Origin of the sequence: Dictyobacter arantiisoli (assembly GCF_008326305.1) — a bacterium.
Lineage (GTDB): Bacteria > Chloroflexota > Ktedonobacteria > Ktedonobacterales > Ktedonobacteraceae > Dictyobacter > Dictyobacter arantiisoli.
Genome location: NZ_BIXY01000057.1, coordinates 1 through 20,784 on the forward strand (window position 1 = coordinate 1; position 20,784 = coordinate 20,784).

16 protein-coding genes are annotated in these 20,784 nt (G+C 51.1%); 4 read left to right on the top strand and 12 right to left on the bottom strand.

What is annotated here, in order from left to right; genetic code table 11:
• Positions 1-516: transposase (locus F1593_RS17800; RefSeq protein ID WP_149402914.1), on the bottom strand; the 516-nt coding region annotated here is incomplete at its 3' end.
• A gap of 252 nt (positions 517-768) precedes the next feature.
• Between F1593_RS17800 and F1593_RS17805 the strand changes: the two genes are divergently transcribed.
• Positions 769-1,038: an alpha/beta fold hydrolase gene (locus tag F1593_RS17805; protein ID WP_149402915.1), complete on the top strand. Its 270-nt coding sequence runs from the start codon at positions 769-771 to the stop codon at positions 1,036-1,038.
• Positions 1,039-1,117: 79 nt separating this feature from the next.
• On the opposite strand, the gene F1593_RS17810 is transcribed toward F1593_RS17805, so the two are convergent.
• Positions 1,118-1,345: a bacteriocin gene (locus F1593_RS17810; RefSeq protein ID WP_149402916.1), complete on the bottom strand. Its 228-nt coding sequence runs from the start codon at positions 1,343-1,345 to the stop codon at positions 1,118-1,120.
• Positions 1,346-1,759: 414 nt separating this feature from the next.
• Between F1593_RS17810 and F1593_RS17815 the strand changes: the two genes are divergently transcribed.
• The 3 genes from F1593_RS17815 to F1593_RS17825 all read left to right on the top strand — a co-directional run bounded on the left by F1593_RS17815 (position 1,760) and on the right by F1593_RS17825 (position 5,440).
• Positions 1,760-2,695, top strand: coding sequence for an ABC transporter substrate-binding protein (locus F1593_RS17815; RefSeq protein WP_149402917.1), 936 nt, complete (start codon positions 1,760-1,762; stop codon positions 2,693-2,695).
• A gap of 96 nt (positions 2,696-2,791) precedes the next feature.
• A complete protein-coding gene (locus F1593_RS17820; RefSeq protein WP_149402918.1) occupies positions 2,792-4,330 on the top strand; it encodes a sugar ABC transporter ATP-binding protein in 1,539 nt (512 codons plus the stop codon).
• 99 nt (positions 4,331-4,429) lie between these two features.
• Entirely contained in the window at positions 4,430-5,440 is a 1,011-nt protein-coding gene (locus F1593_RS17825; protein ID WP_149402919.1) for an ABC transporter permease subunit, read from the top strand.
• A gap of 661 nt (positions 5,441-6,101) precedes the next feature.
• Here F1593_RS17825 and F1593_RS17830 read toward each other — a convergent pair.
• The 10 genes from F1593_RS17830 to F1593_RS17875 all read right to left on the bottom strand — a co-directional run bounded on the left by F1593_RS17830 (position 6,102) and on the right by F1593_RS17875 (position 20,667).
• Positions 6,102-6,728: a hypothetical protein gene (locus F1593_RS17830; RefSeq protein WP_216368905.1), complete on the bottom strand. Its 627-nt coding sequence runs from the start codon at positions 6,726-6,728 to the stop codon at positions 6,102-6,104.
• 34 nt (positions 6,729-6,762) lie between these two features.
• Positions 6,763-9,018, bottom strand: a complete 2,256-nt coding sequence (locus F1593_RS17835) for a serine/threonine-protein kinase (protein WP_149402920.1) — start codon at positions 9,016-9,018, stop codon at positions 6,763-6,765.
• Between the two features lie 27 nt (positions 9,019-9,045).
• Positions 9,046-9,558, bottom strand: a complete 513-nt coding sequence (locus F1593_RS17840) for a DUF2690 domain-containing protein (RefSeq protein ID WP_149402921.1) — start codon at positions 9,556-9,558, stop codon at positions 9,046-9,048.
• 12 nt (positions 9,559-9,570) lie between these two features.
• A complete protein-coding gene (locus F1593_RS17845; RefSeq protein ID WP_149402922.1) occupies positions 9,571-11,220 on the bottom strand; it encodes a serine/threonine-protein kinase in 1,650 nt (549 codons plus the stop codon).
• A 33-nt stretch (positions 11,221-11,253) separates the two neighbouring features.
• Positions 11,254-13,068 carry a serine/threonine protein kinase gene (locus tag F1593_RS17850; protein ID WP_149402923.1) on the bottom strand — a complete coding sequence of 605 codons (1,815 nt, stop codon included), beginning with the start codon at positions 13,066-13,068 and terminating at the stop codon, positions 11,254-11,256.
• A gap of 62 nt (positions 13,069-13,130) precedes the next feature.
• Positions 13,131-17,216, bottom strand: a complete 4,086-nt coding sequence (eccCa, locus tag F1593_RS17855; RefSeq protein ID WP_149402924.1) for a type VII secretion protein EccCa — start codon at positions 17,214-17,216, stop codon at positions 13,131-13,133.
• Between the two features lie 66 nt (positions 17,217-17,282).
• Positions 17,283-17,648, bottom strand: a complete 366-nt coding sequence (locus F1593_RS17860; RefSeq protein WP_149402925.1) for an EsaB/YukD family protein — start codon at positions 17,646-17,648, stop codon at positions 17,283-17,285.
• Between the two features lie 313 nt (positions 17,649-17,961).
• Positions 17,962-18,252, bottom strand: a complete 291-nt coding sequence (locus F1593_RS17865; RefSeq protein ID WP_149402926.1) for a WXG100 family type VII secretion target — start codon at positions 18,250-18,252, stop codon at positions 17,962-17,964.
• Positions 18,253-18,618: 366 nt separating this feature from the next.
• Positions 18,619-20,307, bottom strand: coding sequence for a hypothetical protein (locus tag F1593_RS17870; RefSeq protein WP_149402927.1), 1,689 nt, complete (start codon positions 20,305-20,307; stop codon positions 18,619-18,621).
• Positions 20,308-20,322: 15 nt separating this feature from the next.
• Complete coding sequence (locus F1593_RS17875) at positions 20,323-20,667, bottom strand: hypothetical protein (RefSeq protein ID WP_149402928.1); 345 nt, start codon at positions 20,665-20,667, stop codon at positions 20,323-20,325.
• Positions 20,668-20,784 lie beyond the last annotated feature (117 nt).

Here is a 20,784-nt window from a genome sequence, read left to right on the forward strand (position 1 = left end):
GCGGTCTGCTTGCACACAAAACTGACAGAAAAAACCAGCTGCCCGTTTGATGATGCGCACGCGCTTGATCTGCTGGAGGGGAAAGGTTTCAATGGCGCGGGTGCCAATCAAGCGGAGACGCCCAATGCCACAGCCATCGCGAAACGTGATATGGTTCCCATCGGCTTCCAACTTCCAGCCCGACGTCTTATATTCAACACTGCGGTTGTCTCTTTGAAAGCGCGGATACCCTTTCTTCCCAGGCTTTTTGCTCTTGCAGTTTTCATAGAAGCGGGTGATAGCGTGCCAGGCGCGATCTGCGGCGGCTTGACGAGCCTGGGAATTGAGCTTGTGGGCAAAATCGAAGTCGTGGGCCAGGACGGCACAATAAGCCTGCAGGTCATTCTTCGCGATCCTTTTTTCATCCATCCAGAGACGAAGACACTTGTTGCGAATGAATTGCGTGACGCGGAGAGCTTCTTCAATGGCGGCATACTGTGCCCGATTCCCTTGCAACTTATATTCGTACGTCAACATCCGCCACCCCTCTCGTTCACATCTCTTCGACTCTCTTCTGATGCTATCTTAGCATCTCCTGTTCATACCGGTCAAGAAGACAGGACCTGATTGATGAAAGGGAACCCACTCGAACTGCGAACGTTCTGGAGAGGTGGGTGCGATGCGAGATGAGCCTGCCCCACTATCCCTCCCACAAAGGAACGCCCATTCATCCCCCGTTTCAAAACGGAGGGCTTTCTGGGCCTTTTCTGTAAAGCGGCCACGCAACGCATGATGCTCCAGCTCTACCGCGGCATCAATGCCAGGGATTTTAAGGGCTGGGAGGAGCGCCTGCTGGACTTGATGGCACAGGTACCCACAACAGTGCTCTGGGGCGATAAAAGTCCCTTTATCACGCCGGAGCGGGCCGAACGCTTCGGGAAGGCACAGGTTGAACACTTCGCCGACTACAGCCACTGGCTCCCCGTCGAGGCTCCCGACCTCGTCGCCCAACGCCTGGACGCATTTTTGCAAGGACAACAAGGACAAAGCCAGCAGTAAGGACAACAAGAAAAGAGGCATTGGGCTCTCTGCCCATCTGCCTCTTACTTCCCGTAGCATTCGACTGGCTCAGCCAGCGTTAAAAGCAATCATGGTGATGGCGGCGACGGCGCTCATAATGATGATGCTCGCTATGATAGCAGTCCTCGTCCTGATGACCATAGTGGCGGTGCTCGTGCTCACGATCAAAACGGTACTCGTTGCCACAACCACCGCTTACGCTTGCCAGCTCCTGATCGCTAAGTTCGATCTCATTGTTCTGCGCCACAACCGATTTCTCATTTTGTGCATTGCGGAAAAGTTTCATCCTGATTTCCCTTTCATTCTCGCGATTGATATCTTCAAAAAACTCTTTTGTGCTATCAGATTGACACCGGCGAAGCAATCCACTTACTCGCCCCGCCGCGTCTCTCTTCTGTGCATAGAATACCTTGATATGGTGCAAGATACTATGGAACACTTCACATGTAGTTCGTGATTTATCTCATAATACAAGACAGGGGAGTTAAACAAGACTGAGTGGAGGATTGAGCGCCATTCACAGATCTCCAATACTTCGCCATACAATCTGCCTGCCTGGTGCACTTGACTGTATATGAAATCGATTGTATATATTATATATAAGCAGCAAACTATTTAGTTTAAGCTCTACTATTATTGCGCTCCTGGATTCCAGTATTTTAGCGTCTCCCAATCCATGAACTTGTAGAGGATCTTCTCTATGCGAAAGTCAGTGTTGACACTTGCTCTTTTCGTGCTGCTGGGAAGTATGCTCCTTTCCGGGTGTACCACCACCTTTAGCCCTCAGAGCAAAACCATTGGTTTGAGCGTACAGGCCATCGACAATCCATTCTTTGTCGCTATTCAGCATGGCGCGGAAGCCGCCGCTACCAGAATAGGAGCAAAGGTAGACCTCCAGGACGCTCACCATGATATCGGTGTACAGAGCGATCAAATGGATAATTTTATCCAGAAACGTGTCGTGCTTATTCTGCTGAATGCCGTTGATTCCGCGGGTATTGCACCCTCAGTGAAACGCGCAACCGCGGCGGGTATCCCGGTGGTCGCCGTAGATGTGGGCGCACAGGGCGGTGTCGCGGCCACGGTGACCTCGGATAATGTTGCGGCAGGCAGATCTGCCTGCCAGTATATGGCCGACAGACTGAAGGGCCATGGGCAGATCGCCATTGTTGATGGCCCACCAGTAACCGCTGTCCAGGATCGTATGAAAGGGTGTACTGAGGTTCTGGCTAAGAATCCCGGCCTTAAGGTTGTGGCGACCCAGGTCGGAACAGGGGATCGCAATGTCGGACTTGACCTTGGCTCGAACATCCTGACCGCTAATCCAAAGTTGGATGCGATCTTCGCTATTAACGATCCAACTGCTCTGGGCGTTGAGCTGGCGGCCAAGCAGGCAAAGCGCAGCGATTTCTTTGAGGTCAGTGTTGATGGTTCCCCTGATGCGATAGCATCCTTGAAAACCAGAGGCATATTCACTGCCACATCGGCCCAGGCACCTGATCAGATAGCCCAACAAGCGGTACAACTTGGCATACAGGTCCTCAATCACCAGAAGTTGCCACAGAATGATTTCAAGATACCTGTGAATCTTGTCACTCAGAGTAACGTGAACAGCTACAAGGGCTGGCACATCTAACCTCCATTCTTCGTAGTGCCCACATACACGGTAGTGCCCCCATACATACACACACACACACCAGCGCCAGCGCACAAAGCAGATAAGAGAAGAAGTATGGATGAGAGTAGCAAAGAGAGCTTACCAGAGCACAGAGTGCCAGGGAACGTCAACCTGCGTATGGAGCATATCTCAAAACGCTTTCCGGGAGTAAAAGCGCTGCAAGATATGCATCTTGAAATCAGAGAGGGTGAAATCCATGCGCTCGTGGGGGAGAACGGAGCGGGAAAATCGACGCTGATGAAGATTTTAGCGGGGGTCTATCGTCCCGATAGCGGCACAATTGAGTTGTCTGGCAAGTCAGTTGTCATCGACAATCCAAATAAAGCTCGCGCTCTGGGCATCAGCATTATCCACCAGGAGTTGAACCTTTCGCCCAATTTGACTGTCGCTGAGAATATCTTTATGGGCCGAGAGCCGCACTCACCGCTCGGCTGGATCGACTTCCGACACATGAATCAAGAGACACAGGAAGTGCTGGCACAGATTGGCGCGACATTCTCTCCTTCGACCAGGGTCGGGCGTCTGAGTATCGCCCAACAACAACTGGTTGAGATATCCAGGGCGCTCTCTGAAAATGCGCGGATTGTGGTAATGGACGAGCCAACGGCATCTCTTACAGGACGAGAGACAAAGAAGCTTTTTGACATCATGCGCACGTTGAAAAGTCGTGGTATCACGATCATCTACATTTCTCACCGTATGGCAGAGATATACGAGCTGGCCGACCGCGCCACTGTTTTACGTGATGGGCAATACGTGACGACGATGGAGCGTGCCGATATCACCGATAGTAAGCTTATTCAGAGTATGGTTGGCCGAGAAATCAATGAGCTGTACGAGCATGCGGCGGTTAAGATCGGGGATACGGTATTGGAGGTACGCAACCTCTCTGACAGAGAATATATTCAAGGTACCAATCTGCTATTGCGGCGGGGAGAGATTGTTGGGCTGGCGGGGCTGATCGGGGCGGGACGCACTGAACTGGCACGCCTGATATTTGGCGCTGATCGTCATATCTCTGGAGAGATCAGGGTTGATGGGAAGTCAGTGACCATTCATAGTACGATTGATGCTATTCGCGCAGGCATAGGTCTTGTGCCAGAGAGCCGTAAAGAGCAGGGACTGTTCCTCGAATTGGCGGTGCAAGAAAATATTGCCATGAACACACTGTCGAAAATGACGACCGGTGGGCTGCTCAATATGGGACGCATCCATCATATCGCGCAAGAGCAGGTGGACAACCTGGGCATTCGTCTCGCTTCACTCAAACAAAAGGTGCTGAACCTGAGCGGAGGCAACCAGCAAAAAGTCGTGCTGGCACGCTGGCTGACCATTAAGCCTAAGATTCTGCTGCTTGACGAGCCGACGCGAGGTGTTGATGTTGGGGCCAAGGCCGAAATCTATCGCATCATGAGCAAGCTGGCTCACAGCGGGGTTGCAATCTTAATGATCTCGTCCGAATTGCCAGAAGTCCTGGGGATGAGCGACCGTATCCTGGTGATGCATGAAGGACGCATCGCGGCTGAATTACCTGGTCGCACCACGACACAGGAAGAGATTATGACACATGCCGCCGGGCTGGCAGTACATTAAAATAAGAGAGTAATGCGTGTAGAGGCAGTGTAGCCTTCAGTGATACTGGACTGGACTGGACTGGACACCTTTTCATCAGGAAGGGATGGAAACAGAGCAATGGGAACCATCAAAAACACGCAAGCAGTGAACACCGCAAGGTTCGCAGAAGCAAAAGATACATCAGTGCGTGGGCGAGCATATCGGTTGTGGCAGCAGCTCAGCATGGCGCTGGTTTTGCTCATATTATGTATTATCATGGCTATCTTCGCCCCACACTTCCTGGAAGTCGGTAATTTACTCAACGTTGCCCGTCAGGTTTCAATTAATGCTGTACTCGCGGCAGGTATGACCTTTGTTATCTTAACAGGTGGCATCGATCTAAGTGTCGGTTCGGCATTGGCAGTTGCCGGTGTGCTGGCCGTGGGACTTGACGCCATCGGCGTTCCTGGCTTTTTCGCGGTATTGGGAGGCATTGTCACCGGAGCCTTATGCGGACTCCTCAATGGAGTGCTGATCGCAAAATTGAAGCTGCCCGCATTTATCGTCACCCTTGGTGCGCTAACGTACCTGCGTGGACTCGCCTATGTGACAACAGGAGCCTATCCGCTCATCAAAACCGACCTCAGCTTTGGCTTCCTCGGTGGTGGCTCACTTGGCCCGATACCCATGCCAGTTATCATTGCGCTGATCGTCTTTATCATTAGCTATATTGTACTGACGCGGACTACCTTTGGCCGTCATGTGTACGCCATCGGTGGCAACGAACAGGCCGCACGCTTGAGCGGCATCCGAGTTGATTGGAATATCCTATGGGTGTACACCATCAGTGGCATCTGTGCCGGTATTGCTGGCATTATCTTTTCTGCGCGCCTCTTGAGTGCCCAGCCAACTGGCGGCCAGGGCTATGAACTTGATGCTATCGCAGCCGTCATTCTCGGCGGCACCAGCTTTGTAGGTGGTGTAGGATCAATCGTCGGCACGCTCATTGGTGTGCTGATCATCGGTATTCTCAATGATGGCCTGGTATTGATGAATGTTCCGTTTTTCTATCAGCAAATCATTAAAGGCGCGGTAATCGTCATCGCGGTGCTCATTGATCGTTTCCGTGCGGGACGCGCCATTGCGTAGCGCCATACATCTTCGGCAGCAAGCGGACAACGGTGAATCTGGAGGTTGCTCTTCCGAGCCAAAAAAGGCTTTTCAAGCGGGATTGCAAAGGGCTCGCCACCCTTTGCCGGGGTTTGGGATATCCCCCAATACGGTTCAACTACCTGGAAGCATGATGGAGAAGTGTAGGTGCGTGCCGAGGCCGCAGCCGAGGTGCGCTTTCCCGTTCACGTACCACCATCTCGCCCCAACGCTCTGCACTGTCCCCCGACATGGATGTTGGGGGAGCAATGGCCTACGGGCGAGATGCTCGTACGATGAAGGGGAAAGCGCACCTCGGTTGCTACTCTGTCAAGCTTCATTTGAAGGGCGCAGCCCTGGCCTCTTCCCCCCATTGGTGAGCATCACCCCTGACACCTGCTCTCAGCTCTCTTGGAGTGTCTTCCAGGGGTGTTTCGCGTACGACTCCACCGTAGAACGGTGGCCGCTACTTTGGTTCTCCCCGTCCCTTTTCATTTTGTACCATTTTCATTGGTAAAAGATCATTAGCGGGCAACCCTTCAAAGCCCACGCGTTGCGCAACGAGAGTGAGTGATGAGCAACATGGCCTGTGACGCCGGGACATGGGCTGGGATAGCTATGGTACCTGCAATGTCTTCAGCTCAGGCAATGCTCTTTCGCTTCAGCAGAAGCAGATACAAAAACAGTGTTCGTTCACAAAGAAGAATTTGCGTCCCGTGTAGCCTGCTGCACACACCTCATCAAGACGACGTTGCGCAGCAGGCTGGTCTTCTCTCTCCGGCAAGGCTCGTTGACGGGCCGCCTCTCGTGTCCCATCGATGTCGAAGACCTTCCACAACTTGCCTGTTCGGTCGGTCAGCCCGCAGAGGTACTGCTCAAAGTCGGCTCGTTGCTCCAGTAGGTCTTCGAGAAAGAGCGTCCGCAAAGCTTCAATCGGCTCTCTTGTCAGTGCTGCCAAAAAGCGCGAGAGGGTCGAGCGGGCAGGCAGGTGATCTCGTCCGAAGAGGGCCATGAAAGGAACGGCAAAAGGCTGAAGTCGTTCGTAGAATAGCTCTAGCGTGCGTTCGCCACTGAGAGCATACCCGAAAAGCACGGCCACAAAGTCGATGACCTCATACTGACCGAAAGGCCGCCGCGCAAAGCGTACCCGTTCGCTGATCTTCGTCAGCATGCCATGTTGGCAGAGATAGGCTGCCATGAGTGCCACTTCGCCAAACCAGCAAGGGATTGAGGGAACGGACTCCTGTGTGCTCTGGATGATTACTGCTCCATCGGCGATACTGTTCATAGGTGCCTCCTTATGAATGAAATCACAAACACTCTCAACCGATAGCAATGGCATAGAGTTTATGATCATTGGAACCTATATAGAGGACCCCATTGACGACGATAGGTGAAGAGAACTGGATAGCATCTCCCGTCAGAAAAGCCCACTTTTGCTGGCCAGTAGTAGTATTAATAGCATAGAGCTTATGATCCATGGAGCCGACATAGACCACGCCATTGACCACCGTGGGTGCGGACCAGACCTTGTCTCCCGCCGGAAAAGCCCACCTTTGCTGACCGGTAGCGGCATCGAGGGCATAGAGCTTATGATCATTGGAGCCGACGTAGACCACGCCATTGACCACCGTGGGTGCGGACCAGATCGCGTCACCTGTTACAAAGACCCACTTCTGCTGACCAGTCGTGGCATCAATGGCATAGATCCTTGAATCAAGGGCGCCCACATAGACTACGCCATTAGCGATAGCAGGCGAGACCGCGCTATAGCCCTCGGTCGTGAAGGCCCACTTTTCCCGGCCAGTCGCGGCATCGAGGGCATAGAAACGATGATCAAGGGAACCCGCATAAACCACACCATTGGCGACGATGAGCGATCCCCAGAACGGGCCACCAGCTGTAAAAAACCACTTCTGCTGACCGGTCGTGGTATCGACGGCATAGAGCTTGCCACTGCCTGAGCTGATATAGACAGTCCCATTGACCACCATAGGTGAAGCCGAGATCCCGCTGCCCGTTGGAAAGGCCCACTTTTCTTGACCGGTCATGGCATCGAGGGCATAGAGATTATTATCACCAGAACCGACATAGACAACCCCGTTGACCACCGTAGGGCGGGAGTTAATCTGGCTTCTGGTTGCAAAGATCCACTCTTGCTGACCTGTGACACTACTGATGGCAAAGAGATTTCCATTATCAGAGCCGACATACACGCTTCCGTTGACCACTGCGGGCGAGGATCTGACCAGGCTTCCAGTCGCAAAGGTCCACAACAACTGTGGTTTTCCTTGTGCCTGAGCTGTGGCTATGATCTGAGCATTGGCTGTGGCCTGAGCCTGGACGGTGGGCGTAACGGTAGGTGAATGTGTGCCCTGGTTAACAATCTTACTTTCATTACCGGCTTGGTTTTTGTGTACTGTCGATATCAAGGGAGAGACGCTACTTCCACGCTCAAGCCCATAGACAACAAGCGTACTCGCTAGCAGCAGCAGCAATGTGACGGCAAGCAGCGCCACGGTCATGCTCTTTTTTCGTCCATTTTGCGTCGGTGCCGTCATGAGCGCAGGCTGAATGGCAGAGGAACCTTCAGTCGTCGTCTCCAAACTCACCTCAGACGATTGCGCTGATCCGTCTGGCTCAGTAATATCTGCTGGTTGGGGCGCGCGTTCTCGCACGGTGACCGGTGCCTGGACAACCTCCTGATCAGCAGCGTGTACCTCTGTCGACGGTCCAATCTTCGCAGGGAGCACCGCTATAGCTTCAGGACGGCTCGCTGCTTCCAGGGCAGTCGCAAACGCTCGCACACTCGCAAAGCGTTGTTTGGGGTCCTTGGCAAGCGCGGTCAGCACCACCTGCTCTACCTCTGCTGGCAGATCAAGGACATATTGACGCAGTGGCGCAGGGGTGGCCGACTGATGTTGCGCCCACAGCTCAATGACCGTTCCATGAAACGGGCGCTCCCCACACAACCACTCATACACCATAATCCCTAATGCATATTGATCACTCGCCAATTGGGGTTTCCCCTGCAATTGTTCGGGCGCCACATAGGCCACGGTTCCAGCCACGACCCCTTCTAAACTCTGAGAATAGGTGGTCTGGGCGATCAAGGCCACCCCAAAATCGCTGAGTAACAGCTCATTGTGCTGGCTGATGAGCACATTACTCGGCTTCAGATCACGATGAATTAAGTTTTGATCATGAGCCGATTGCAAGCCAGCCGCAATCTGGTTGACATACTCCACCACAGTCGAGAGCGGCAATGGCAGTGGAGAAGGATGACGTTGCCGCAAGGTTCCATGGGGCGCATACTCCATAATCAGGAACGGAATCCTGTCTTCGATACCAAAGTCGAGCAGACGGATAATATGGTGATGGGAAAGGCGTGCTAAAGTACGCGCTTCATTGAGGAAATGTTCGTGATACTCATCGATCAAACGTGCATACAAAATTTTGACCGCAGCAAAACTGCCAAGGTGAACGTGTTCACCCAGATACACATCGGCAAAACCACCCTGTCCAATGATACGAAGCAGGCGGTAAGACCCAAATTGCTGCCCAACATAGTTTGTCATGTGCTAAAACTCTTTTCTTCTTTATCTCTAGTACGGGCCTAATTCTGAAGAGACATCTGTTTGTCCATTTGAAAATGTAAAAGAGGCATAAGCAGAGGCTGTCTGGGCAGGTCCATCATAGACCATGCCAGTATAGCAAGATGTCTGACCAGGAGCTACCTCCAGATTTCCTCCGCCATTACAGGTATAGGATCTTCCGTCGTTATTACGGACAATGCTTGCATCTCCATAGTTATGCGGGACAGGTTTGGAGAAGATAACCTTGGCCCAGGCTGCGTGGCAAGTGAAACTAAACTGAAAATACAATGTTCCTGTTAGGCCGCCCAGATTAAAACTCTGTGCGGTTGAATTGGATTGTGTTGCCGCGCACGTTTTCCCGCCTACTGTATAGGTTGTTGGATTCTGGCCGTCGACTGCAAAGCTCGTTTGTGGTGTGGCGGTCGGAACAGCGGTGGCGGTGGCTGGCGGTCGAGATGCTCGTACGAGCAAAGGAGCATTGACCTGCGCTGCGCTTCGTGCAATGCCTACGTTTTTGTTCATATTCTCCTTATTTTAGCAGTAACCCAGGGAGTGCCAGGTCATTGGACCGACAACTCCATCAACCTGTAAACCTTTTGCACTTTGATAATCGTTGACAGCTGACTGCGTTAATGATCCAAAATCTCCATCCACCGAGAGCGGGGGTGAAAAATTGTCCGGAGAGTTAGAGAAATCATGAGCGTTATAATGGGTATTAAGGGCGCGTTGCAACGTATTGACTAACAGTCCAGTCGAGCCATATTGAATAGTTGAGGGGCATGCGGGCGCTGGCGTCGCAGTAGGCGCCGCAGTAGGCGCCGCAGTAGGTATCGCAGTAGGCGTCGCAGTAGGTATCACAATAGTCGTGGGAATAAACGGTGCCGTAGTAGTTTGGACGATGGGAGCTACCGGGTTTATTGTGGGTTGATGCGTTGGAGTTGCCCTGGCAGTGCGCGTAACGGTGCGCGTAATGGTAGGTGAATGTGTGCCCTGCACAACAATCTTACTTTCATTACCAGATTGATTTTTGTGTACTATCGAGGGAGAGACGCTACTCCCACTCTCAAGCGCATAGACAAGCGTACTCGCTAGCAGCAGCAGCAATGTGACGGCAATCAGCGCCACTGTCATCCTCTTTTTTCGTCCATTTTGCGTCGGTGCCGCCATGAGGACAGGCTGAATGGCCGAGGCCCCCTCTGTCGTCGTCTCCGAGCTCACCTCGGACGATTGCGCTGATCCGTCTGGTTCAGTAATATCTGCTGGTTGGGGCGCGCGTTCTCGCACGGTGACCGCTGCCTGGACAACCTCTTGATCAGGAGCGTGTACCTGTGTCGAGGAGACGTTGTTCGCAGGGAGCACCGCCAGGGATTCAGGACGGCTCGCCGCTTCCAGGGCGGTCGCAAACGCTCGCACACTCGCAAAGCGTTGGTTGGGATCCTTGGCAAGCGCGGTCAGCACCACCTGCTCTACCTCTGCTGGGAGATCAAGGACATATTGACGCAGTGGTGCCGGTGAGGCCGACTGATGTTGTGCCCATAGCTCAATGACCGTCCCATGAAACGGGCGATCCCCACATAACCACTCATACACCATAATCCCTAATGCATATTGATCACTCGCCAATTGGGGTTTCCCCTGCAATTGTTCGGGTGCGACATAGGCGACGGTTCCCGCCACCACCCCTTCTAAACTCTGAGAATAGGTAGTCTGAGCCATCAAGGCCACCCCAAAATCGCTGAGTAACAGCTCATTGTGCTGGCTGATGAGCACATTACTCGGCTTCAGATCACGATGAATCAAGTTTTGATCATGAGCCGATTGCAAGCCAGCCGCAATCTGGTTGACATACTCCACCACAGTCGAGAGCGGCAATGGCATTGGAGAAGGATGACGTTGCCGCAGAGTTCCATGAGGTGCATACTCCATAATCAGGAACGGAATTCCGTCTTCGATACCAAAGTCGAGCAGACGGATAATATGATGATGGGAAAGGCGGGCTAAAGTACGCGCTTCATTGAGGAAGTGCTCGTGATACTCCTTGATCAGGCGTGCATACAAAATTTTGACTGCAGCAAAACTGCCAAGGTGAACATGTTCACCCAGATACACATCGGCAAAGCCACCCTGTCCAATGACACGAAGCAGGCGGTAAGACCCAAATTGCTGCCCAACATAGTCTGTCATGTGCTAAAACTCTTTTCTTCTCTATCTCTATCTCTAGTAAGGGCCTAATTCTGAAGAGACATCTGTTTGTCCATTTGAAAATGTAAAAGAGGCATAAGCAGAGGCTGTCTGGGCCGGTCCATCATAGACCATGCCAGTATAGCAAGATGTCTGACCAGGAGCTACTTCCAGATTTCCTCCGCCATTACAGGTATAGGATCTTCCGTCGTTATTACGGACAATGCTTGCATTTCCATAGTTATGTGGGACAGGTTTGGAAAATATAACCTTGGCCCAGGCTGCGTGGCAAGTGAAACTAAACTGAAAATACAATGTTCCTGTTAGGCCGCCCAGATTAAAACTCTGTGCGGTTGAATTGGATTGTGTTGCCGCGCACGTTTTCCCACCTACTGTGTAGATGGTTGGATTCTGGCCGTCGACGGCAAAGCTCGTTTGCGGTGTGGCGGTCGGAACAGCGGTGGCGGTGGCTGGCGGTGTAGTAGGCTTGCTAACTATCGCAGTTGGCGAAACAGCGCTGGAAGGGTTGTCATGCGTTGCTAAAACTGTGCTGGAAGGTGTCGAGGCTGTGTTGGGATGTGTGGTTGTGGGGTGGTGAGTTGTTTTGGGATGTATGATGTGGGGAGTTGTTTTGGCTGTGGGCGTATGCATGCGGCTGACAACACGCGTACTCTTATCAGCGGATTGGTTTTTGTGTACTGTCGATGTCGAGGGAGAGACGCTACTTCCACGCTCAAGCGCATAGACAAGCGTACTCGCTAGCAGCAGCAGCAATGTGACGGCAATCAGCGCCACTGTCATCCTCTTTTTTCGTCTATTTTGCGTCGGTGCCGCCATGAGGACAGGCTGAATGGCCGAGGACCCCTCTGTCGTCTCCGAGCTCACCTCGGACGATTGCGCTGATCCGTCTGGTTCAGTAATATCTGCTGGTTGGGGCACGCGTTCACGCACGGTGACCGCTGCCTGGACAACCTCTTGATCAGGAGCATGTACCTGTGTCGAGGAGACGTTGCTCGCAGGGAGCACCGCCAGGGATTCAGGACGGCTCGCCGCTTCCAGGGCGGTCGCAAACGCTCGCACACTCGCAAAGCGTTGTTTGGGATCCTTGGCAAGCGCGGTCAGCACCACCTGCTCTACCTCTGCTGGGAGATCAGGGACATATTGACGCAGTGGTGCCGGTGAGGCCGACTGATGTTGCGCCCACAGCTCAATAACCGTCCCATGAAACGGACGATCCCCACATAACCACTCATACACCATAATCCCTAATGCATATTGGTCACTCGCCAATTGGGGTTTCCCCTGCAATTGCTCGGGCGCGACATAGGCGACGGTTCCCGCCACCACCCCTTCTAAACTCTGAGAATAGGTAGTCTGAGCAACCAAGGCCACCCCAAAATCGCTGAGTAACAGCTCATTGTGCTGGCTGATGAGCACATTACTCGGCTTCAAATCACGATGGATCAAGTTTTGATCATGAGCCGATTGCAAGCCAGCCGCAATCTGGTTGACATACTCCACCACAGTCGAGAGCGGCAATGGCATTGGAGAAGGATGACGTTGCCGCAGAGTTCCATGGGGCGCATACTCCATAATCAGGAACGGAATCCCGTCTTCAATACCAAAGTCGAGCAGACGGATAATATGGTGATGGGAAAGACGGGCTAAAGTACGCGCTTCGTTGAGGAAGTGCTCGTGATACTCATCGATCAGGCGTGCATACAAAATTTTGACCGCAGCAAAACTGCCAAGGTGAACATGTTCACCCAGATACACATCGGCAAAGCCACCTTTCCCTATGATACGAACAAGGCGGTAAGGCCCAAATTGCTGCCCAACATAGTCTGCCATGCGCTAAAACTCTTTTCTTCTCTAGTTCAGGTTAAGAGGAAATGCTCTTTATATTGCTCTTCTCACTGTACTTCAGTGTTCGTTATCTGTACCTGCATTGCCGGTGCTCCACGGCGTACCATGTAACCGCGTCCAGCAGGCAACTTATCAGATGCACTCTGTTTATGAAGTACCTGCCGCCCTTCAACTGGATCGCCACGCATAATGAAGCCAGGGCCTTCCATATTTTTGATACCACGATAGATGGGATCATAGTTAGCGCGACCGATTTCTACGATGCGGCGGGCCAGAATCAAGTGAAAACCAACCTCTTTTGCTGGCTGTAGCAAGGCTTCAAGAGAATTGAGTGGATTCCCTGATTGCGGAGTTTGTGTGGCAACCATCTCGTAGTCGTCAACGAAGAGATAATAGTGTGTTCCATTCCACGTTCTATCGCTTGTGACTGCTTCTTCTGGATATGAGGAAATTTTCGCCAGACGTCGCTCAAACTCTTGATTGAGCATCTGAACACACTCTTTGATCTTATCCAGTGTAGAGACATAAGCAAGCACATGATTACCGCTCGCTATACTGAGCAATGACTTACGATAATCAATAATGATAATCTGCGCTTGCTCCGGTGTATAGTAGCGCTGAATTCCGGTAATCCATGTCCGTAGCAGCGTTGTTTTCCCAGACTCTTTATCACCAAGGATTAAGAAGTGTGCATCATCGTGCACCATATCGACAAAGACTGGATTGATATTGGTCTCTTCTAAGCCAAGCGGTATACCTTGTGATTGCGCAGTTACCGCAACGGGCATATCTGCCCAGCGAACCTCCTGCGGCAGCACGCGTATTTTGGGGGCACCTGGCCCCTTCCAGGTGGTATGAACTCTTTGTATCAATGTCTCGAGTATCTTCTGCAGCGCAAATGACGAGACATCATCAGAAGCGTGATCACCTACAATAGGCAACGCCGTCTGGAATTGCAACTTTTCTGGCAGTAAGCCGCGCCCTGGCGTTTCCATTGCAATCATTGCGGCAACTTTGCGATCAAACTCCGAATCATTGGTATCGTTTAAACGCAACTCCAGGCGCGTTCCAATGTTGCTGCGCAATCTCGTACGGATATCTGTCCACTGGTTGGCCGTTAAAATAACATGGACCCCATAGGTCAAGCCACTGGCAATGAGCGACGTAACTAGAGCAACACTCTCGGGATCATTGGTCTCACCCTCGCTCTGGAATTGACCGAAATTGTCGATGAACAGAAAGACATCCCCATAAAGCTCATGCGAAAATTGCCCTTGTTGCCGCAAATGCCGATAGCTAGCCATACCATCGATTTCGTATTGTGCAAACAACGCCTCACGTTCAGCGACAATACGTTGCATGCGCCGCAATACACGTTGCTGCTTATCCCTGTCAGCTCTACTACAGATAGCGCCCACGTGAGGAGCATGCTCAAAGATACGCAACAAACCGCCACCAAAATCAATTCCATAGATCTGTACTTCTTGCGGTGTGTGCGTCACAATCAATGAGGTTATCAATGTACGAAGCAGCGTGCTTTTTCCCGCTTGAGGTGCTCCGACAACGACCAGATGGCCGCCCAGGCCGGAGAAATCAAGGAGCAAGGGATCTTGCACCTGTTTAGCGGGTCGATCAATCATACCGATCGGAACACAGAGTGGTCCAAAGGGTGCGCGTGTGGGAAACGCGGAACCATCTAATTTTCCCTGACCACAATGCAGTAGGACATCCGCAAGGGCTATTCTCTCGCGCAAGGGGGCTTGCCAGACAGCGTGAACACGCCAACCATTGGCTGGTGCTGGAGCCTGGCTGATATTCTCAATCACCATCTGCATTTCTGTACGTGGTTTTGTAATCGCTTGTAGTGGCTGTGTCGCATCCTTTGTCTGGGGAGAAAGCAACTGGCCTGTAGCGGTAAATGTACGAAAGAGCGTGATGGGATCAACATTGCGCTGGCTGAGCGGGACATAGGGTAATGAAATAAGGGCAGTCTTAAAACTGGTATAGATATCCTCATCAACTTTAAAATAGCCACTGCCTGGCGATGGAGGCAAGTAATAGGCATCATGGGTTCCAATAACTGCGCTACTCTCATCCGCTTTGAATGTACGCAAAGCAATACGGTAACGCAAGTGGCCTTCCAGCGTCCTGATACGCCCCTCATCTACCCGTTGCGTGGCGAGCATCATGTGCATTCCCAGGCTACGTCCAACCTGACCAAACTTGGTGAAAAGCGCCAGAAAGTCTTCATAGTTTGCGATCAATTGAGCGAACTCATCGACAATAATAATCAAGTATGGCATTGGCTCCATATGAGGATTATTGCGCCATTTTTTATGATATTCTATGATGTTTGGAGCGCCAACCTGGCTGAGCAAATTCTGACGCCGCTGCTGCTCACCTAGCAGTGAGTCATACATACGACTAATCAGGAGAGGATCGTTTTCCAGGTTTGTGATGATGCCCGCGACGTGTGGTAGATCAGCAAATTCAGCAAAAGCTGCGCCAGCCTTGAAATCTATCAGCACAAAATTGACGGTGTAGGGATCATGAGTGAGCGCGAGGCTGGTGACAACCGTACGCAGCAATTCACTTTTACCTGAACCAGTTGCGCCTATCACCAGGCCGTGAGGTCCAAAACCGCCAGCCGCCATTTCTTTGACATCGAGAATGAGAGGGCCATTTTTCTGCACGCCAATCGGAACGCGTAAAAGCTGCTTGTCATTGCGCTTGCGCCAGAGATCAGCCACCTGAAGCGTCTCGATCGCTGGAATGTTATGAAGCTGTAAGAGGCTAACATTTTGCGAGAAGTCAAGGCTAGCCTCTCCGTCAACGACATGAAGCGGCGCCATGCTGCGAGCAATCCGCTCGCATTGACTCACTTCAATTTTATCAAGGGCGATGAATTCGACATATTTGCCATCAGGAAAGGTTTCCTGGTAGGACAGGTACAAATCGTGAAATGTCGTCGCAAGCGCAAGGCGAGCTTGTAGGACTGGTGGCTCCTGCTCTTTCGTGTCCACAAGGCTGATTACAGTGATGCCAAGCTGGACAGCATCGCGCATGATTTGCTCTAGCTCAGGTATTTGCCTGAGCAGGCCACCAGGCGTAAAACCGTCTAAGATAAAGATGAGATGTCTGAACTTCATCGACAGCTCATCCTGATTTTTTCCCTTGAGCATTTTGTAGCGCAACTCTATTTCTGGCTTGATCTGCGTTTCAAAAAGAACCCGTAAATCATCGACAGTATCGGCTAACAGGCACAAGGGATCAGTCGCAGTGGGATGCTCTAAATTTACCTGTCGTAAACGGTGTGTATGGGGAAGCCACTTTAGCCAGTCCCACTCTGGGGCGGCAGAAGGAGGAAAATACGTCAGAATAGACACTTCGTCAGGCGTATGAAATGTGACGAGCTGGCTGACTATGCTTCGTGCCAGGGTGCGTGCTGCCGAGTTTGGACCAACGACTGAAATCGATCCCAGTTTTCTTAAAGAGATGACCAGAGGCTGACCATCAATATGGCTGTTCCGATTTACCAGATCACGCACTTCTTGCAGCAGTGAAGGATCTACGCTTGCTTTGTAATCTTCTTTAAAGTTCACTGCACAACAGAGGGCAATCGGCGCGACCCCGATACGTGCCGAGAGAAAATCCTCATCCGCCGGGCGGCGTTCCCATAGTGCCTGCCGTTGGGCGACAATCGTTGGTAACAGAGATGGTTCGGGATACAGGTGCGTGTTGCGCTGTACCTGGAGTTTTCTAATTTCAGTGAGCCTTCGCTGTATACTATCAAGATAGCCTCGATACGACTCAGTAATAGCCTTTTGCTGCGTTTTCTGCGCCCTGCGTTGGAAATACATTGAAAGGAACATGATGCCAAGAGACAAAGGCATGATGCAAATTTCGGCGATGATGATGATTGGATTGGGCGAGCCGTTCGCAAAGCTCAAGTATGACAGCATTGAAATGAGCATAATGAACATACCTGAGACGGGATAGAGATATTGCACAATTGAAGCTAATTTACCACCTTGATTCTGGGGCATCTGTGGAGGTGCTTCAATTTGTATTTGCTCATTGGGCAATGACGCAGGATAATTTCTGACGGGCCGATAAAAGGTTGTTTTTGCCATAGGAACTCTAACTCTCTACTCCGCACTAGTCATCATCAATGGTATCGGTCGATGCTAAGATAGTCTCTACTGGATATTCCATCGCACCCCAATATTTCCAGTATTTTCGCCAGGTTCGATATTCACAGGCCGAAAGGTTGGCTGAGGCTCTTGAGCTTGTCGTAGCCGTGCTGGTGAGGACGTATCCTGCAAGAGCAGAATACAGCCGTCTACTACTCCAGCATCAAGCAGCGATGCAATCGCTGGTAACGCCGTATCTGAGTCGGCCATAGAGAGTGTCCATTGTGCTCTTCCTCGTTGTGGGATGGATGTACGATTGAAATCACAAATTTCGAGCAACATAGGGATGAGTTTACCTACAGGTACCTCTGCAGGTACCTGCAGGTCGAATCTGTTTTCACTTCCAACAATGGTAACAAGTACTGTTTGCATCGTTTTTTCTTACACTTTTCTACATCACACAATAAAAAGGCGTTTGCGCGCCTCTCTCACCTGGAATCATGATGCGATCTGATGGGATCTGAGCCTACGGGTGAGTGTTATTGTACGAGACGAGGAAAGCGCACCTCGGCTGCGGCCTTGGCACGCACCTACACTTCTCCCCTGCGGTACGAATCCCCCCCCATTTTTGTTTATCATTCCTTTTATTGAAACGGTTTATGGATAAGTAAATATGACCATAGGAGCCTGTTTTTCTTCAGGCTCCCAGGTCATAAAGCAGCTACAAATGCCACGTTGGGAAAACTTATACTCTGAAGGAACGCTGGATCTGGCTATCCAGGTCGTCATAACCCAGACCGGCGCCGTTGACTTTTTGTGAGATCGTCTCGAGTACCAGTTTGATATCATTGACGTCTTTGTGCCACTCACTCATCAAATCAGCAAACTGAATAGCTGCAGGGCCCTTCCAGAGCGATTGAAGCTCTTCAATCGTTCCGTTGACGGCAGTGATGAGATCACCCAGTTCCACTGATTGTTGGGAAAACCTTGATGCGCCAATTTGTATACCTGCTGTATTCGCATGAATCTCGGCCATAGTAGAAACACCTCTCTCATGTCATAAAATGTGTCAGTCTCCCAGTACCAGCGGGATCTTGCAATTGGCGCTTGCGCGCCTGCACCCACTACAAAGCTGTTTGAGCACCGTCGGTGCGAAAACTCATACACAGCACAGGAGGCTGACACCCCCGTAAAGGTTGAATTTGTCGGAAGCCTATGTCTCACGCCTTCACACCACGCTTCAACCTCTTTTGAGAAGCGTAAAATGGAGTACATAAGACATCCCGATTGAATTATATCGATATAATTCAACTAAAACAAGTTAAAAAGAATTTTATGGTACTATTTCTCTCTCAACAAGGTAATTTCTCACAAAAAATCATGAGAAAAACAGTCAGATTTATTAGTTTCCGGTATTGATCGGAGCTATTCCGCCGTGAGGATAACCACTGGGATTGGGATCGGGCACGGGTTGCGAATTCAGATAGGAGCTGTTGGTGAAATTGTCCAGATTGGCACCACCTTCTTCTGGAACGACCGAAGGTTGACTAAAGTAGAACTTCGCCTTCGGCGAAACTTTGTTGTAGACGAGCTGAGACAACTCCACAGTCGATATCATGTGGACCCCGCTCCCATCGCCGGGATCATAGTACACATTGTAAGGCATGGATGGGTTCATCCGTTCGGGTGTACTAGCGGTGGGACCCATGCCAAAGGTATGATTCCAGATCTCGGCCAGGGTCGCTTCTTTCAAGATATCCTTTCCTCCCCCGATGAGTGCCTCCCTACCGGCTGCCGCGAGCCCTGCCTCCCCTATCCCATCCGTAAGGAAGGCGAGTGCTACCGCTGAGACGGGAATAATAATCTGATCAGGTTTGAGGCCAAGGATCATCATCTCCTTCTCCGGCGTCTCTTTGCTTGCCGTGGTATATGAAATGATATTAAGATTTTCTGGTAGGGTCTCCAAGGGCTTTGAGCCAACCAGGACCAGGTTGTTCACCTTAAAGTTTTCGCCGCCCTGTTCAGCATTCAGAACCATCTGCTGGGTGATATTTCCCCCATCTTTGTACCCAACCAATGTGACAGCGGTATCCTTTGAGAGACCATGAGCTGCAATATACTGGTTAATAGCCTTCGTGACGTCATCTGCATTGGTACCAGGTTTGACGACTACCATCAGGCCATTAGGAGTCTGCCACAGATAGACTTTGCCAGTCATGCCAGGAGCAGTAACATCGGCGATCAGGTCTCCAACACTAGGCGAACTGATTGCCGATGCCCCATCTATATCGGTCTGGAATTGCCCGACGATGGTTTGGAACTCCGCCAACCACTCACCATAGCCCAGTTTCATTTTGTTGACAATCGTGGTCAGGTAGTGTTGTGCGATCTGATAACAGGAATTGACCTGCGAGTCATAGTACTTCCATGCATCTTTATTGATCTCTTTACTGCTCAATGCGGTTTCCAGGTAAGTATGCTGTTTGGACTGAAAGCTCTGGAAATCACTCTGAATACAGGAAACAGCGTAGTTGATGTTATCTTCGATCAGTTGCTGCCCTTTGCCAGGAATGAGCAGCTGATCCAGATTCCCACACAGGCTCGGCAGTGTGTCTTCACGAATGCGCCAGACGACGGTCTCACTGATGCTGCTGGAGTCAACCCCGCTGTATGGCGAATAGCCCTGGCCCTCGTTAAAGAACTGACTCACAGAGGTCGCGTACGGATCAGCATTACCACCCATGTTGCCAAATGTATCGTGGACGCCGAGATAATAGTGCGAATCTTGATCATATGGCGGACACAGCTCTTCAAGCGATTTGCGCGTCTGATCACAGGCCAGTTGAAAATCTTGTAATTTGGTAGTCACATGCTGGGAACGCGAGACGTTGCGGCTAACGGCATCTTTACAGCCCTGGGCACCTTTGCCGAGAAAGGGAATAGATCCCGTCGCGCCATCGATATTGTCGAAGACATAGGTTTGGAACTGATCGGTTGTCGTGTTATAGTGATTGCAAGCCGTAGTGCTCTTCTTGCTCAGGTCTTCTAGACTGGTGAGCAACGGCTGGATTACGTCCTCAAACTTCGTCACAATGAATTCCTTCCGTTATGAGATAAGTGTTGTGGGGGCGATATCGGTGAATACATTAACCGCGCTAACCTCTTGCTTATCAGCGGCGGTTGCGGTGTTAAGCAGAATACGCCCGATATCACTGCGCTGCGTCAAAACGTCTGTATAAGCCTTATAAAAATTCGTATTGAATTGGGCAAGCTTTCCCTGCAGGATCAGTGGCATTTCCGGCACAACTTTGTCTATATCGCTCTTGAAGGTGTCAAGTGCTTCCGGATCAGGAGAGCTCTGCACGGATTTTGCACCATTCACAATACCTGTGCCCAGGTCCTGGACCGAGACCGTGTCAATTTGAAAATCGCTTTCGGATGGCAATGGCATGACTTCACTCCTTGGATGAATTACTACTTCTGCTACAGAAGAGAAAACGAATGTATAACTATTTTAGCATACACATCTTGTCGAAAAGGTAATAGCCCACAAATATACTAACTACCT

Coding starts and splice junctions, on each gene's coding strand:
- F1593_RS17805 (WP_149402915.1), top strand. CDS start 769: ATGATGCTCCAGCTCTACCGCGGCATCAATGCCAGGGATTTTAAGGGC.
- F1593_RS17810 (WP_149402916.1), bottom strand. CDS start 1,345: ATGAAACTTTTCCGCAATGCACAAAATGAGAAATCGGTTGTGGCGCAG.
- F1593_RS17815 (WP_149402917.1), top strand. CDS start 1,760: ATGCGAAAGTCAGTGTTGACACTTGCTCTTTTCGTGCTGCTGGGAAGT.
- F1593_RS17820 (WP_149402918.1), top strand. CDS start 2,792: ATGGATGAGAGTAGCAAAGAGAGCTTACCAGAGCACAGAGTGCCAGGG.
- F1593_RS17825 (WP_149402919.1), top strand. CDS start 4,430: ATGGGAACCATCAAAAACACGCAAGCAGTGAACACCGCAAGGTTCGCA.
- F1593_RS17830 (WP_216368905.1), bottom strand. CDS start 6,728: ATGAACAGTATCGCCGATGGAGCAGTAATCATCCAGAGCACACAGGAG.
- F1593_RS17835 (WP_149402920.1), bottom strand. CDS start 9,018: ATGACAAACTATGTTGGGCAGCAATTTGGGTCTTACCGCCTGCTTCGT.
- F1593_RS17840 (WP_149402921.1), bottom strand. CDS start 9,558: ATGAACAAAAACGTAGGCATTGCACGAAGCGCAGCGCAGGTCAATGCT.
- F1593_RS17845 (WP_149402922.1), bottom strand. CDS start 11,220: ATGACAGACTATGTTGGGCAGCAATTTGGGTCTTACCGCCTGCTTCGT.
- F1593_RS17850 (WP_149402923.1), bottom strand. CDS start 13,068: ATGGCAGACTATGTTGGGCAGCAATTTGGGCCTTACCGCCTTGTTCGT.
- eccCa (WP_149402924.1), bottom strand. CDS start 17,216: ATGGCAAAAACAACCTTTTATCGGCCCGTCAGAAATTATCCTGCGTCA.
- F1593_RS17860 (WP_149402925.1), bottom strand. CDS start 17,648: ATGCAAACAGTACTTGTTACCATTGTTGGAAGTGAAAACAGATTCGAC.
- F1593_RS17865 (WP_149402926.1), bottom strand. CDS start 18,252: ATGGCCGAGATTCATGCGAATACAGCAGGTATACAAATTGGCGCATCA.
- F1593_RS17875 (WP_149402928.1), bottom strand. CDS start 20,667: ATGCCATTGCCATCCGAAAGCGATTTTCAAATTGACACGGTCTCGGTC.